The organism is Burkholderia pyrrocinia, assembly GCF_022809715.1.
Taxonomy (GTDB): Bacteria; Pseudomonadota; Gammaproteobacteria; order Burkholderiales; family Burkholderiaceae; genus Burkholderia; species Burkholderia pyrrocinia_C.
The window spans coordinates 2,330,686-2,344,169 of sequence record NZ_CP094460.1 but is presented as its reverse complement, the minus strand read 5'-3'; the positions used below and the strand labels follow the sequence as shown (position 1 = coordinate 2,344,169).

General features: G+C 66.6%; 13 protein-coding genes. 5 read left to right on the top strand and 8 right to left on the bottom strand.

The window, feature by feature from the left end; all coding sequences use genetic code 11:
• Positions 1 to 4: 4 nt before the first annotated feature.
• Complete coding sequence (gene kduI, locus MRS60_RS27395; protein WP_243565947.1) at positions 5 to 841, bottom strand: 5-dehydro-4-deoxy-D-glucuronate isomerase; 837 nt, start codon at positions 839 to 841, stop codon at positions 5 to 7.
• 280 nt (positions 842 to 1,121) lie between these two features.
• Here kduI and kdgT point away from each other — a divergent pair, with 280 nt between their 5' ends.
• Positions 1,122 to 2,144 carry a 2-keto-3-deoxygluconate transporter gene (kdgT, locus tag MRS60_RS27390; protein WP_243565946.1) on the top strand — a complete coding sequence of 341 codons (1,023 nt, stop codon included), beginning with the start codon at positions 1,122 to 1,124 and terminating at the stop codon, positions 2,142 to 2,144.
• A 49-nt stretch (positions 2,145 to 2,193) separates the two neighbouring features.
• Positions 2,194 to 2,655, top strand: coding sequence for a nuclear transport factor 2 family protein (locus MRS60_RS27385; RefSeq protein ID WP_034181052.1), 462 nt, complete (start codon positions 2,194 to 2,196; stop codon positions 2,653 to 2,655).
• Between the two features lie 71 nt (positions 2,656 to 2,726).
• Here MRS60_RS27385 and MRS60_RS27380 read toward each other — a convergent pair whose 3' ends face one another.
• Positions 2,727 to 3,467 (bottom strand): SDR family oxidoreductase, encoded by a 741-nt coding sequence (locus MRS60_RS27380; RefSeq protein WP_243565945.1) that lies wholly within the window; start codon positions 3,465 to 3,467, stop codon positions 2,727 to 2,729.
• Positions 3,468 to 3,555: 88 nt separating this feature from the next.
• Positions 3,556 to 4,140 carry a TetR/AcrR family transcriptional regulator gene (locus MRS60_RS27375; RefSeq protein ID WP_243565944.1) on the bottom strand — a complete coding sequence of 195 codons (585 nt, stop codon included), beginning with the start codon at positions 4,138 to 4,140 and terminating at the stop codon, positions 3,556 to 3,558.
• Positions 4,141 to 4,280: 140 nt separating this feature from the next.
• On the opposite strand from MRS60_RS27375, the gene MRS60_RS27370 reads away from it, so the two are divergent.
• The 3 genes from MRS60_RS27370 (at position 4,281) to MRS60_RS27360 (ending at position 8,523) form a co-directional block, all read left to right on the top strand.
• The gene (locus MRS60_RS27370; protein WP_243565943.1) at positions 4,281 to 6,659 is read left to right on the top strand and encodes a DNA polymerase II; all 2,379 of its coding nucleotides are present in this window, start codon (positions 4,281 to 4,283) and stop codon (positions 6,657 to 6,659) included.
• A 210-nt stretch (positions 6,660 to 6,869) separates the two neighbouring features.
• A complete protein-coding gene (locus tag MRS60_RS27365) occupies positions 6,870 to 7,193 on the top strand; it encodes a DUF4148 domain-containing protein (protein WP_034181049.1) in 324 nt (107 codons plus the stop codon).
• Positions 7,194 to 7,395: 202 nt separating this feature from the next.
• On the top strand, positions 7,396 to 8,523 hold the full coding sequence (locus tag MRS60_RS27360; protein ID WP_243566831.1) for a J domain-containing protein: 1,128 nt from the start codon (positions 7,396 to 7,398) through the stop codon (positions 8,521 to 8,523).
• 34 nt (positions 8,524 to 8,557) lie between these two features.
• On the opposite strand, the gene MRS60_RS27355 is transcribed toward MRS60_RS27360, so the two are convergent.
• The 5 genes from MRS60_RS27355 to MRS60_RS27335 form a co-directional block, all read right to left on the bottom strand.
• Positions 8,558 to 9,463 (bottom strand): LysR family transcriptional regulator, encoded by a 906-nt coding sequence (locus tag MRS60_RS27355; protein WP_105391797.1) that lies wholly within the window; start codon positions 9,461 to 9,463, stop codon positions 8,558 to 8,560.
• Positions 9,464 to 9,563: 100 nt separating this feature from the next.
• Positions 9,564 to 10,808 (bottom strand): acyl-CoA dehydrogenase family protein, encoded by a 1,245-nt coding sequence (locus tag MRS60_RS27350; RefSeq protein ID WP_105391798.1) that lies wholly within the window; start codon positions 10,806 to 10,808, stop codon positions 9,564 to 9,566.
• A gap of 33 nt (positions 10,809 to 10,841) precedes the next feature.
• The gene (locus MRS60_RS27345; RefSeq protein WP_243565942.1) at positions 10,842 to 11,600 is read right to left on the bottom strand and encodes an SDR family NAD(P)-dependent oxidoreductase; all 759 of its coding nucleotides are present in this window, start codon (positions 11,598 to 11,600) and stop codon (positions 10,842 to 10,844) included.
• A gap of 7 nt (positions 11,601 to 11,607) precedes the next feature.
• A complete protein-coding gene (locus MRS60_RS27340) occupies positions 11,608 to 12,372 on the bottom strand; it encodes an SDR family oxidoreductase (RefSeq protein ID WP_111020410.1) in 765 nt (254 codons plus the stop codon).
• A gap of 76 nt (positions 12,373 to 12,448) precedes the next feature.
• Positions 12,449 to 13,480 carry a phosphotransferase gene (locus tag MRS60_RS27335; protein WP_243565941.1) on the bottom strand — a complete coding sequence of 344 codons (1,032 nt, stop codon included), beginning with the start codon at positions 13,478 to 13,480 and terminating at the stop codon, positions 12,449 to 12,451.
• Positions 13,481 to 13,484 lie beyond the last annotated feature (4 nt).

The window sequence follows — 13,484 nt, the reverse complement described above, 5'->3', positions numbered from 1 at the left end:
GGTGTCAGCGCAGATCGGCGACGGCGATGTGGTCCATGTCCTTGAACACCTGGTTCTCGCCGACCATCCCCCAGATGAACGTGTACGCCTTCGTGCCGACGCCCGAGTGGATCGACCAGCTCGGCGAGATCACCGCCTGCTCGTTGTGCACGACCACGTGGCGCGTTTCCTGCGGCTCGCCGAGCATGTGGAACACGGCCGCGTCGTCGGCGAGGTTGAAGTAGAAATACACCTCCATCCGGCGCTCGTGCGTATGACACGGCATCGTGTTCCACAGGCTGCCCGGCTCGAGCTTCGTCATCCCCATCGACAGCTGGCACGTGGGCAGCACGTCGGGCACGATGAACTTGTAGATCGTGCGGCGATTGCTCGTCGATGCATCGCCGAGCGTTTCGGGCGACGCCTGCGCAAGCGTGATGGTGCGCGTCGGATACGCGGTGTGCGCGGGCGCGCAGTTCACGTAGAACTTCGCGGGATGCGCGCGATCGTCGCTGCCGAACACGACGCCCTGCCCGCCTTGCCCGATGTAGATCGCCTCCTCGGTACCCACCGCGTGACGCTGCCCGTCGACCTCGACCCAGCCGGGCCCGCCGATGTTGATCGCGCCCAGTTCGCGCCGCTCCAGCAGATGGCTCACGCCCATCGCGGCGCCGAGCGATGCGGGCACCTCGACCGGCCGCGTGGCCGGCCACGCACCGCCGACGATGATGCGATCGATATGGCTGTAGGTGAGCGACAGCCCGTCCGGCTCGAACACGTTTTCCACCAGGAAATGCCGGCGCAGGCCGGCCGTGTCGAGCGCTTTCGCGTGTTCGCTGTGGATGCCCTGCCGCACTTCCATGCCGGTTCTCCATGGGGGATGGACACGCCGCCGATGCCTGTTCGGCCGACGGTCATACGATGAATTGAAGCACAAATTTTTCAGATTCGGAACGACGAACCGGATTTTTTGCATCGCGCCAACGCGCAATTAATCCATTTTTTATCAGCAATTTATGAAGTTACGGGTATACGACTACCCGACAAATTCATAAAAACGGACCGACGTTCCGAATCATGTCCTATAGTCAGTCAGCAGACATCATTTGACAACGGGACGCATCGACGTCCACGGAGGAGACGTGAAGCTGAAACAGGCCATCGACCGCATTCCCGGCGGGCTCATGCTGGTCCCGATGCTGCTCGGCGCGTGCGTGCATACGTTCGCACCGAACGCCGGGAAGTACTTCGGCTCGTTCACCAACGGCCTGATCGCGGGCACGGTGCCGATCCTCGCCGTATGGTTCTTCTGCATGGGTGCGACGATCAACCTGCGCGCGACGGGCGTCGTGCTGCGCAAATCGGGCACGCTGCTCGCGACGAAGATCCTGGTCGCGTGGCTCGCGACGTTGATCGCTGCGCGGTTCATCCCCGACGACGGCATCCGGACGGGCCTGTTCGCGGGCCTGTCGCTGCTCGCGATCACGACGTCGATGGACATGACCAACGGCGGCCTCTATGCGGCCGTGATGCAGCAGTACGGCAGCAAGGAGGAAGCCGGCGCGTTCGTGCTGATGTCGATCGAATCGGGGCCGCTCGTCAGCATGCTGATCCTCGGCGCGGCCGGCGTCGCGGTGTTCGAGACGCGGCTGTTCGTCGGCGCGGTGCTGCCGTTCGTGATCGGCTTCACGCTCGGCAATCTCGATGCGGACCTGCGCGAGCTGTTCGGGCGCTGCGTGCATCCGCTGATCCCGTTCTTCGGCTTCGCGCTCGGCAACGGCATCGATCTCAACGTGATCGCGAAAAGCGGCCTGCCGGGCATCGCGCTCGGGCTCGCGGTGATCGTCGTGACGGGTGTGCCGTTGATTCTTGCCGACAAATTCGTCGGCGGCGGCAACGGCACGGCGGGTCTTGCTGCGTCATCGACGGCCGGCGCAGCGGTCGCGAACCCGGCGATCATCGGCGAGATGATTCCGAAGTTCAAACCGATGGTGCCGGCCGCGACCGCGATCGTCGCGACTGCGTGCCTCGTCACGGCGATCCTCGTGCCGATTCTGACGGCGATGTGGGCGCGGCGGGCGGCGCGGGCAAGCGGTGCGTCGCTGCCGTCGATGGCCGCACGGCCCGCGCATGGAAGCCCGATCGAGCATGAAGGCCATGTGTGATGCGCTTTTGACGTCGTTCCCCACTCCCGTCACAGGAAATCCGTTCGCCATGTCATTGCTCAAGCGCTTCGGCGCCGCTGCCCGTTTCGTCGCCGTTGCCGCGCTGCTTGCCGGAAGCGCCGCCGCTCACGCCGCCGATGCCGATGCCGAGCGCGTCGCGCATGCGGTCGAGCGCCTGCGCGTCGCGATGCTCGACAGCAACGGCGCCGCGCTGCGCACGCTCGTCGAGGACGATCTCACCTATGGCCACTCGTCCGGCCAGTTGCAGGACCGCGCCGCATTCCTGAAGACGCTCGACGGCACGCACGCGTTCCAGTCGATCGCACTGTCGGGCCAGACGGTGACGGTGAGCGGCGACAGCGCATGGGTGCGCCATACGTTCGATTCCGTCAACAACCTGCCGGACGGCAAGACGAGCACCGCGCATATCGGCGTGCTGCAGGTGTGGAAGCGGCATCCGGACGGATGGCGGCTGTTCGCGCGGCAAGCGTATTTGCTGCCGAAGGAGTGACGGGGCTATCCTGCGGCATCGCGCAGCGTAGTCGCACTGCCCCGATCCCGTCCGCTCCGGAGCGCATCGCGCTACAACGCCATCCCGCCGTCGATCGTCAGGCTCGATCCCGTCATGTATCCCGATTCGGCACTCGCGAGCCATGCCACCAGCGATGCAATCTCGTCCGGGCTGCCGGCCCGCCGCAGCGGAATCAGCGGGCGAATCCGGTCGAGGTGATCGGCCGTCATGTCGGTCTCGACCGGCCCCGGCTGCACGTTGTTGATCGTGATCCCGCGCGGTGCGAGATCGACGGCGACGCCCTTGACCATCACGGCCACCGCGGCCTTCGTCATCGAATAGACGCTCGACCCCGGATGCCCGCTGCGCACGGCCGTGTTGCTGCCGATCGTGACGATCCGGCCGCCGTGCGTCAGGTGCGCGGCGCCGGCCTGGACGGCCAGGAACACGCCCCGCACGTTGACCGCCAGCATCCGGTCGAGATCGTCGACGCTGACCTCGGCCACGTCGCCCAGCTTCAGGATGCCCGCATTGACCACGACGACATCGAGCCGCCCGAAGCGCCCGACCGCCTGCGCGACGGCCTGGCGGATCTCGTCCGCGTTCGCGCTGTCGGCCCGGATCGCCAGCGCAGCCCGCCCGCTCGCTTCGATCGCGGCAGCGGTTTCCTGCGCGCGCTCGGGCGCCGAGACGTAGGTGAACGCGACATCCGCGCCGTCGGCCGCAAGCCGCCGGGCGATGGCCGCGCCGATCCCGCGCGAGCCGCCGAATACGATCGCGGCCTTGCGTGCGCCGCCGGAAATGCCTGTCATGATTCGCTCCTTTATGGACTGATCAGTCAATAAGTACCCGAAAAAACGCCGGCAGCCGTGCCGGCGCGTTGTCTTGCGTGTATCGGTATCAGCGCGCCCTGAGGCGATCGGCCGCGAATTCCGCGGTCGCGCGCAACGCCTGCAGCTTCGACCCGGCACGCGCGCCGAGCTGGATACCCTGCATCGTCGTCAGGATGAAACTCGCGGCCTCGCGCGCATCGATTGCACGGTCGATCTCGCCCGCGTCCTGCCCTTCGCGGACGCGCGCGACGATCTGCTTGTGCAGCATCCCACCGGCTTTCTCGCGCAGCTCGGCCAGCTCGGGATCGGCCGTGCCGAATTCGCAGATCGCATTGACGCCCATGCAGCCGAGCACGCGCTCGGCCGCGTTGCCGGCGATCACGCCGAGCAGCAGCGCCTCGATACCCGCGATCGCGGACGCCGGCGCCGTCAGGCGTGCGACGTGGCCCGACACGCTGTCCGACTGGTAGCGTTCGAGCGCTTCGACGTACAGCCTGCGCTTGTCGCCGAACGCGTTATAGAGGCTCTGCCTGCCGATCTGCATCGCACTCAGCAGGTCGTCAGTGGACGTCGCGGCATAGCCCTTCTCCCAGAACACGCGCAACGCGCGCTCCAGTGCCTCGTCCCGATCGAATTCACGTGGTCTCACCATTGCCGCAGAATAGGCGTTATGGACAGATCAGTCAATAAACCGATATCGCTCCATCCCCATTTCGTCCATGCCCGCGTCAGGCACGGACCCCGCCCAAGCGCTAAAATCCGCCGCCTGGGCATCCACGACGAGCAAGCGTTTTGACTGCGTTCGAGCAGGGTTTCATCCTCACCCGCCACTGGCGGGACACCGCGACCGGTATCGAGATCGAGTTCTGGCTGGCAACCGAACACGGTCCGCGCCGCGTGCGGTTGCGCCCGCAGGAAGCCGTCGCGTTCATTCCGGTCCAACAGCAGGCGCTCGCCGAACGCACGCTGGCCGGCGAACGCGATGCGGAATTGCGCCCGCTCGCATTGCGCGATTTCAGCCGGCGCCCGGTCGTCGGTCTCTATTGCCGGCGCTATCGCCACCTGTCCGGGCTCCAGAAGCGCCTCGCGGCGGCCGGCGTCGACGTCTACGAAGCCGATGTGCAGCCGCCCGACCGCTACGCGATGGAGCGCTTCATCACGGCATGCGTGCAGTTTCGCGGCCAACCCGGCAACGACGGCACGCTGACCGGCGGCGAGCTGAAACCCGCGACCGGCTACCGGCCGGCGCTGCGCTGCGTGTCGCTCGACATCGAAACCAGCGTGCACGGCGAGCTGTATTCGATCGCGCTCGAGGGCTGCGGCCAACGGCAGGTCTACATGCTCGGGCCGCCGAACGGCGATGCCGACGCGAGCGCCATCGACTTCCGCCTCGACTACTGCGACAGCCGGCCCGCGATGCTCGCGCGGCTGAACGACTGGTTCGACGAACACGATCCCGATGCGGTGATCGGCTGGAACCTCGTGCAGTTCGACCTGCGCATCCTGCATGCGCACGCGGAGCAATACGGCGTGCCGCTGAAGCTCGGGCGCGGCGGCAGCGTGCTCGACTGGCGCGCGCACGGCCAGCAGCCCGACCACTTCTTCGCGGGCGCGGCCGGCCGGCTGATCCTCGACGGCATCGACATGCTGAAATCCGCGACGTGGACGTTCCCGTCGTTCAGCCTCGAATACGTGTCGCAAGCGCTGCTCGGCGAAGGCAAGTCGATCGACAACCCGTACCAGCGGATGGACGAGATCCAGCGCCGCTTCGACCACGACAAGCCCGCGCTCGCGCACTACAACCTGAAGGACTGCGAGCTCGTCACGCGCATCTTCGACAAGGCCGACCTGCTGTCCTTCGCGCTCGAACGCGCGAGCGTCACGGGGCTCGCGGCCGATCGCACCGGCGGCTCGGTCGCGGCGTTCACGCACCTGTACCTGCCGCGCATGCACAGGCTCGGCTATGTCGCACCGAACCTCGGCGACGTGACGGGGCAGAACAGCCCCGGCGGCTTCGTGATGGATTCGCGCCCCGGGCTGTACGACTCGGTGCTCGTATTCGACTACAAGAGCCTCTATCCGTCGATCATCCGCACGTTCCTGATCGATCCCGTCGGGCTGATCGAAGGGCTCGCGAACCCCGGCGACGACGCGTCGGTGCCGGGTTTTCTCGGCGCGCGCTTCTCGCGCACCGCGCACTGCCTGCCCGATATCGTGCGCCGCGTGTGGGAAGGCCGCGACGACGCGAAGCGCCAGCGCAACGCGCCGTTGTCGCAGGCGCTGAAGATCATCATGAATTCGTTCTACGGCGTGCTCGGCTCGACGGGCTGCCGCTTCTTCGACCCGCGCCTCGCGTCGTCGATCACGATGCGCGGCCACGAGATCATGCACCGCACGCGCGAGCTGATCGAAGCTCAGGGTTACGAAGTAATCTACGGCGATACCGATTCGACGTTCGTGTGGCTCGGTCGCGCGCACGACGACGACGAAGCCGGCACCAAGGGCCGCGCGCTCGTCGAGCACGTGAACCGCTGGTGGCACGCGCACCTGCGCGACCACTTCGGGCTCGAAAGCGCGCTGGAACTGCAATACGAGCGGCATTACCGCCGGTTCCTGATGCCGACCGTGCGCGGTGCGGAAGAAGGCAGCAAGAAGCGCTACGCGGGCCTCGCGGCGACGGCCGACGGCGGCGAGGACCTCGTCTTCAAGGGGCTCGAAACGGTGCGTACCGACTGGACGCCGCTCGCGCAGCAGTTCCAGCGCGAGCTGTACCGGCGCGTGTTCAGACGCGAGCCGTACCAGGATTTCATTCGCGATTACGTGCAGCGCACGCTCGCCGGCGAATTCGACGACCAGCTCGTCTACCGCAAGCGCGTGCGCCGGCCGCTGCGCGAGTACGAGCGCAACGTGCCGCCGCATGTGCGCGCGGCGCGGATCGCCGACGAGTTCAACCAGGCGCAAGGCCGGCCGATGCAGTACCAGCGCGGCGGCTGGATCAGCTACGTGATGACGACGGCCGGCCCCGAGCCGCTCGAAACGATGCGTTCGCCGATCGACTACGCGTTCTACCTGAGCCGCCAGTTGCAGCCCGTCGCCGATGCGATCCTGCCGTTCCTGCGCGACGATTTCGAACGCGTGATCTCCGGGCAGGGGCAGTTGTTCGGCGACTGATGCAACGGCGCTGCGCACGCCACCGCAACCTCTCCTCCACGTGACGTCGATCTTCGTCGTGTTGCGCACGCATCACTCACTCTGACTCATTCAGGAACACAGTTGGTCAGGAATCGCCATTTATCCGGCCGGTCCGGGTTCCTAAACTTGTCTCGTCGGTTCAGCGAAGCAAATTCGCGCCGAACCGCAACGCAATCGTCTGAGGAAACCGTGAAATCCATCATCGTCACCATCGCCACTGTCGCCGCTACCGCCACCGCTCTTCTCGCCGCACCGGCCGCGTCGTACGCGCAATCGTCGCACTCGACGCTCACGCGCGCACAAGTGCGCCAGGAACTGCTCGACCTCGAATCGGTCGGCTACGAGCCGATTGCCGGCGACGGCGACAACTATCCGGGCGATATCGTCGCCGCGCAGGAACGCCTGGCCGCCAAGCGCCTCGCCGAACGCAAGAGCGCGGAAGCAGCCTACGGGGCGAACGGCGCAGCGGGCTCGGATTCGGGCGCGCCGGCGGTTGCGCCGGTAAGGCAATAACGCGCTGCCGGTCGTTTCTGAGGAGCAGACCCTTCCGGGCCGCCGGCGACCGGGACCTCCATGGCACGTAGCGTTGCTCGCTGTCGCCCGGGCGGCCAGGCACCCGATACGACGCAAGCACGGAACCGGAAGCCGGAGGAACGCCCGTCCGGCTAAAATACCGGCCTGCCGCGCCTCCTGCCGCGGCCGGAGGACATCAATCATGACCGCACGTCGCGGAGCCGCGGTCGTCATCGCGCCCAGCCACGAGACAGCCAGCCTGTCGAAAGCCCAGAAGGCGTTCAACACGCTCGTCGAGCAAATCGAAAAGCGGCGCGAACATCTCGGTGCGTGGGAAGCCGTCATGCCGGTCTTCCAGAAAAAATTCGTCGACGGGCTGTTGCCGCTCGAACAGGCATCGACGGCGTTGCGGATCAGCTTGCTCAATCTGCTCGACGACGCGTTCCTGCAGAAGGGTTTGAGCAAGGCCGAGCAGCGCACGCTGTCCGCACTGATCGCCGATATGGCTCGCAACCTGCTCGACGTCAGCGACGACGCGCAGCTGAAAGTCATCTACAACCGGCACAGCGCATCCGACAACGAAGGCAACGCAGCGGCCGATCTCGAGCAGATGAAGCCGGAACCGGAGCCGATGCCGCGCATTGAACCGGCAGACGACCTCGACACGCTATCGCCCGACGAACTGATCGAGCGCATGCAAGCCGAACAGGACGAACAGTTCAAGCGCGACATGGCCGCCCACGAGGCCCGCGAAGCACAGCGCGCGAAGCGCAAGAAAGCACCCCGGCAATCGGCCGCGGCAGCCAAACTCGAAGCCGAGCAGGCCGAATCGAGCAAGTCGATCCGCGAGGTCTATCGCAAGCTCGCGAGCGTGCTGCATCCCGATCGCGAAACCGATCCCCGTGAACAGCAACGCAAGACGGTGCTGATGCAGCGGGTCAACCACGCTTATGCGAAGGGCAATCTCCTGCAACTGCTGGAGCTGCAACTGGAGATCGAGCAGATCGACCGGCGCGCGATCGCCGGCCTCGGTGAAGATCGGCTGGCGCGCTACAACGGCATCCTGGAGGAACAGATCCACGAGCTGGATCAGGAGATCCTGCACGTCGAGACTGGTTTCCGGCGGACGTACGGAATCGCGTCGTCAGTCAAGGTGGCACCCGATACCGTGATGCGCATGCTCACGCGCGACATTGCCGGCATGCAGCGCAGCAACCACGACCTGACCGTGGCGCTGCGCGAATTCGACGATCCGGAAAACGTCCGGGACTGGCTGAAGGACATGAAGCGCCGGCCGGCTTCCTCCCGCTTCGACGACGATCCGTTTTAAGCGCGCACGCGCTATACCCGCAGAACGTCGAGCGTCACTGCGGCTCGCCCATCCCGCCCATCAGCGTCATCAACTGTTCGCGCAGCCACCGGCTGCCCTGGTCCTGATCGGCGCTGCGATGCCAGTAGCAGAAGTATTCGAGACCCGGCATCTCGAACGGCAGTTCGAGGATCCGCGCCGGATAGCGCTGCAGCAGCCGCAGCGGCGCCGTCAGCGCGAGATCGCCGCGCATCGCAATCAGCGGCGCGACCATGTAGTGCTGCACGCGCATCTGGATGTTGCGGCGCAACCCGAGGCGGGTCAGTTCCGCGTCGACGTGCCCGCTGCCCTTGCGGCGGCTCGACACGTGGATGTGCCCCATCGACAGGTAGTCGTCCATGGTCAGCGTGTTGCCCTTGAACGGGTGGTCGTCGCGGATCATGCACGCGTAGCGGTCGCGCACGAGCAGCGCCTGGTGCAGATGCGGATCGCCGATCAGCGGCGCGTCGATCGCGATGTCGACCGAGCCGTTCGCGAGCGCGGTGGCCACTTCGCGGCGGTCCATCGTATAGCTGCGCACGTGCATGCCGGGCGCATGCGTTTGCAGCAGTTCACCGAGCGCCGGCAGCAGCAGCGCTTCGGTCAGGTCGCTCATGCTGAGCCGGAACACGCGCGCCGACGATGCGGGATCGAACACGTCGCCTTCGTGCGCGCTCGAATCGAGCAGCTGCAGCGCCTCGCGCACGCGGCCGACGATGTTCTCGGCCATCGGCGTCGGCATCATCCCGGCCGGCGTGCTGACGAACAGCGGATCGTTCAGCGTCTTGCGCAGCCGCGCCAGCGCGTTGCTGACGGCCGGCTGCGTGAGGTTCAGCACCTCGGCCGCCCGCGTCAGGTTGCGCTTGTTGTAGATCGCCTCGAATACGACGAACAGGTTCAGATCAATCTTCGAAAGGCGCATCGCCGGATCTCCTTGCCGGCATCTTACGGCGTGCGCCATTCGTTCGTCCATGCCGGCTCCGCGAGCGGCACCAGACGCGTTGCGCATCCCGGCGCACCACTCAACCGCGCGGCGGCGGCGTCAGGTAAGGCGCGGTCGAACCCGGCTCGCCGTCCTTGATCTCCATCCGCGCGATCGCCTGCAGGTGCACCTCGTCCGGGCCGTCGGCGAAGCGCAGCGCGCGGCCCCAGGTCCACAGATCGGCGAGCGGCGTATCGGGGCTCAACCCCGCCGCGCCGAACACCTGCATCGCGCGGTCGCAGACGTCCGTATACACGGTCGGCACGAGCGCCTTGATCATCGAGATTTCCTTGCGCGCGGCCTTCGCGCCGACCTTGTCGATCATCCACGCGGCCTTCAGCACCAGCAGGCGCGCCTGGTCGATCTCGATGCGCGAGCGCGCGATCCATTCGCCGACGGTGCCGTGCCGGTTCAGCGGCTTGCCGAACGCGACGCGCGACTGCGCGCGATCGACCATCAGCTCCAGCGCGAGCTCGGCCGCGCCGATCGAACGCATGCAGTGATGGATGCGGCCCGGCCCGAGGCGTGCCTGCGCGAGCGCGAAGCCGCTGCCTTCGTCGCCGAGCAGGTTGCGCGCCGGCACGCGCACGTTGTCGAACGTGATCTCGCAGTGCCCTTCCGGTGCATGGTGATTGACCACCGTGATGTTGCGCACGACCGTCACGCCCGGCGTGTCGCGCGGCACGAGGATCATGCTCTGCTGCTGGTGCGACTCGGCGTCGGGATCGGTCTTGCCCATCACGATGAAGATCTTGCAGTTCGGATGCGCGGCGTTCGTGATGAACCACTTGCGGCCGTTGATCACGTACTCGTCGCCCGCGCGCTCGATGCGCGTCGTGATGTTCGTCGCATCCGACGACGCCACGTCGGGCTCCGTCATCGCGAACGCCGAACGGATCTCGCCGCGCAGCAGCGGCAGCAGCCACTGCTCGCGCTGCTCGGGCGTCGCGAACATGTGCAGCAGCTCCATGTTGCCCGTGTCCGGCGCATTGCAGTTGAACACCTCCGACGCCCAGCTCACACGCCCCATGATCTCGGCGAGCGGCGCGTATTCGAGGTTCGTCAGGCCCGTGCCGGGCTCGTCGCCCTTCAGGTGCGGCAGGAACAGGTTCCACAGCCCCTCCGCCTTCGCGCGTTCCTTCAGTTCCTCCATGAACGACACGGGATACTGGCCCGCCTGCACTTCCTCGTTCCACTGGCGGATGCGCGGCACGATGTGCGCGTCCATGAACGCGCTTACGCGCTCACGCAGTTCTTCCACTTTCGGGGTGTAGCCAAAGTCCATGATCGACTCCTCGAGATTCCGTGTTCGGTTCGGTCAGAAGGCCGAGACACCGCCGTCGACGGCGACGGCCTGCCCGGTCAGGTAAGTGTTTTCCTTCGCGCACAGCATCAGCATCGTCGCGACGATTTCGTCAGGCCGGCCGAGCCGCTTCATCGGCGAGCCCTGCGCAAGAAAATCCTGGCGGTCGCCGATATCGCTGTCGGTGACCATCGGCGTCGTGCTGTAGAACGGGCACACCGCGTTCACGCGAATGCCGTGGCGCGCGTATTCGAGCGCGGCCGTCTTCGTGATCCCGACCACCGCATGCTTCGACGCCGCGTACGCGGCCAGCTTCGGCGCGCCGCCGAGCCCGGCCATCGACGCGACGTTCAGGATCACGCCTTCGCGCTGCGCGAGCATCTGGCGGATCTGGTGCTTCATCCCGAAGAACACGCCCTTCGCGTTCACCGCGAAGCTCAGGTCGAGATCGGCTTCGTCGGTGTCGATCAGCGCCTTCATCGGCGGTGCGATGCCCGCGTTGTTGATGCCGACGTCGAGCCGCCCGAAACGCGCGGCGGCTTCGTGCACCAGCGCCGCGACGTCCGCTTCGACACGCACGTCGCAGCGCTGCGCGATCACGTCGGCGCCGGCCGCGCGCAGTGGCGCGGCGACGCGTTCGAGCGCTTCGCCGTTCAGGTCGCCGAGTACCAGCCGCGCGCCCATCGCGGCCAGTTCGCTCGCGAGCAACGCGCCGAAGCCGCTTGCGGCGCCGGTGATCATCACGGCCTGCCCGGCGTAGCTGTCGATTTTCATCGTGCGCTCAGATCGTCAGGCCGCCGTCGACGACGATGCATTCGCCGTTCGTGTAGCTCGCCGCATCCGACACGAGATACAGCACGGTGCCGGCCATCTCGCGCGGCTCCGCGTGACGGCGCAGCGGGATCTTCGCCATCCAGTTCTCGTAGATGTCCTTGTCGGCGAACAGCGCGCCCGCGAACTTCGTTTTCGTCAGGCCCGGCAGCAGCGCGTTCACGCGGATGCCGAGCGGCCCGCATTCCTTCGCGAACGCCTTCGTCATGTTGACGACCGCCGCCTTCGTGATCGAGTAGATGCCCTGCCGGTCGCCCGGCTGCAGCGCGTTCACCGACGCCGTGTTGACGATCGCGCCGCCGCCGTGCGTCTTCATCAGCTTGCCGGCCTCGACCGACATGAAGAAGTAGCCGCGGATGTTCACGTCGACGGTCTTCTCGTACGCAGCGAGATCGGTATCGAGGATGTGCCCGAAATACGGGTTCGCGGCCGCGTTGTTCACGAGGATGTCGAGCCGCCCGTGCTTGCCGCGGATATGCTCGAACGTCGCCGCGATATCTTCCAGCCGCCCGACGTGGCAGGCCAGCGCCTCGGCGCGGCCGCCTGCCGCGACGATCGCGTCGGCCACGGCCCGGCAGTCGTCGAGCTTGCGGCTCGACACGATCACGTGTGCGCCCTGCTCTGCAAGCAGCTTCGCGATTTCCTCGCCGATGCCGCGGCTCGCGCCCGTCACCAGCGCAATCTTGCCGGTCAGGTCGAACAGATTCGTTGCCATGTCGTTGTGCTCCTCCATTGATGGTTTGTCGTGTCGCCGTTCTGCGATCCCGGCGATGTCAGCGATTTCAGTGATTTCAGCGATGCGCGTCGATCACGCCGACGGCCAGTTCGGCCAGCCGCCCGGCCATTTCGCCGACGCGCAGCGCTTGCTCGCTCGACGCGTTGCCCTGCAGCGCGCGCGCCTTCACGCCCTGCGCGATCGCCGCGAGGCGGAAGAAACTGAACGCGAGATAGAAGTGCCAGTCGCGGATCGGCTCGATCCCGCGCAATTCGCAATAACGCGCGACGATCGCCGCTTCGTCCGGCACGCCGAGTTCGGCGCGATCTAGGCCCGCGATGCCGCGCACCTGCCCGCCGGACGGCAGCCGCAGGCACATGCAGAAATACGCGAGATCGGCGAGCGGGTTGCCGAGCGTCGACAGTTCCCAGTCGAGCACGGCCTGCACGCGATAGCCGTCGCGCGCGAACATCAGGTTGTCGATCCGGAAATCGCCGTGCACCAGCGCCGGCCGGCCCGTGTCCTCGGGGCACGCCTTCGGCAGCCAGTCGATCAGCGTCTCCATCGCGTCGAGGCGCCCGGTTTCGGCCGCGCGATACTGCTTCGTCCATACGCCGATCTGGCGCTCGAAGTAGTTGCCGGGGCGGCCGTAGTCGGCGAGGCCCACCGCATCGACATCGATGTCGTGCAACGCGGCCATGGTCCGCAGCAGCGCGTCGTAGCACGCCGCGCGATCGGCCTTCGGCAGTTCCGGCAGCGCGGGATCCCAGAAGATCCGGCCGTCCTCGAAGCTCATCACGTAGAACATGCTGCCGATCACGTCGCGGTCGACGCACAGGTGATACGGACGCGCGACCGGCACCGCGGTGCCCGACAGCGCGGTCAGCACGCGGAATTCGCGGTCGACCGCATGCGCGGATTTCAGCAGTTCGCCCGGCGGCTGGCGGCGCAGCACGTAGCGGCCGCTCTTCGCGTGCAGCAGGAAAGTCGGATTCGACTGGCCGCCGGCAAATTTCTCCGTGTCGACCGGGCCTTCGAAGCCCGGCACGTGCGCTTCCAGATAGCGCGTGAGGCGGGCAGTGTCGAGTTGCTGGGAAGGGTTCGTCATCGTC

Excerpts from the sequence above, each read along its gene's own strand:
- MRS60_RS27350 (WP_105391798.1), bottom strand. The coding sequence starts at position 10,808 with ATGGACTTTGGCTACACCCCGAAAGTGGAAGAACTGCGTGAGCGCGTA.
- MRS60_RS27375 (WP_243565944.1), bottom strand. The coding sequence starts at position 4,140 with ATGGTGAGACCACGTGAATTCGATCGGGACGAGGCACTGGAGCGCGCG.
- MRS60_RS27335 (WP_243565941.1), bottom strand. The coding sequence starts at position 13,480 with ATGACGAACCCTTCCCAGCAACTCGACACTGCCCGCCTCACGCGCTAT.
- MRS60_RS27380 (WP_243565945.1), bottom strand. The coding sequence starts at position 3,467 with ATGACAGGCATTTCCGGCGGCGCACGCAAGGCCGCGATCGTATTCGGC.
- MRS60_RS27340 (WP_111020410.1), bottom strand. The coding sequence starts at position 12,372 with ATGGCAACGAATCTGTTCGACCTGACCGGCAAGATTGCGCTGGTGACG.
- MRS60_RS27360 (WP_243566831.1), top strand. The coding sequence starts at position 7,396 with ATGACCGCACGTCGCGGAGCCGCGGTCGTCATCGCGCCCAGCCACGAG.
- MRS60_RS27385 (WP_034181052.1), top strand. The coding sequence starts at position 2,194 with ATGTCATTGCTCAAGCGCTTCGGCGCCGCTGCCCGTTTCGTCGCCGTT.
- MRS60_RS27355 (WP_105391797.1), bottom strand. The coding sequence starts at position 9,463 with ATGCGCCTTTCGAAGATTGATCTGAACCTGTTCGTCGTATTCGAGGCG.
- MRS60_RS27345 (WP_243565942.1), bottom strand. The coding sequence starts at position 11,600 with ATGAAAATCGACAGCTACGCCGGGCAGGCCGTGATGATCACCGGCGCC.
- kduI (WP_243565947.1), bottom strand. The coding sequence starts at position 841 with ATGGAAGTGCGGCAGGGCATCCACAGCGAACACGCGAAAGCGCTCGAC.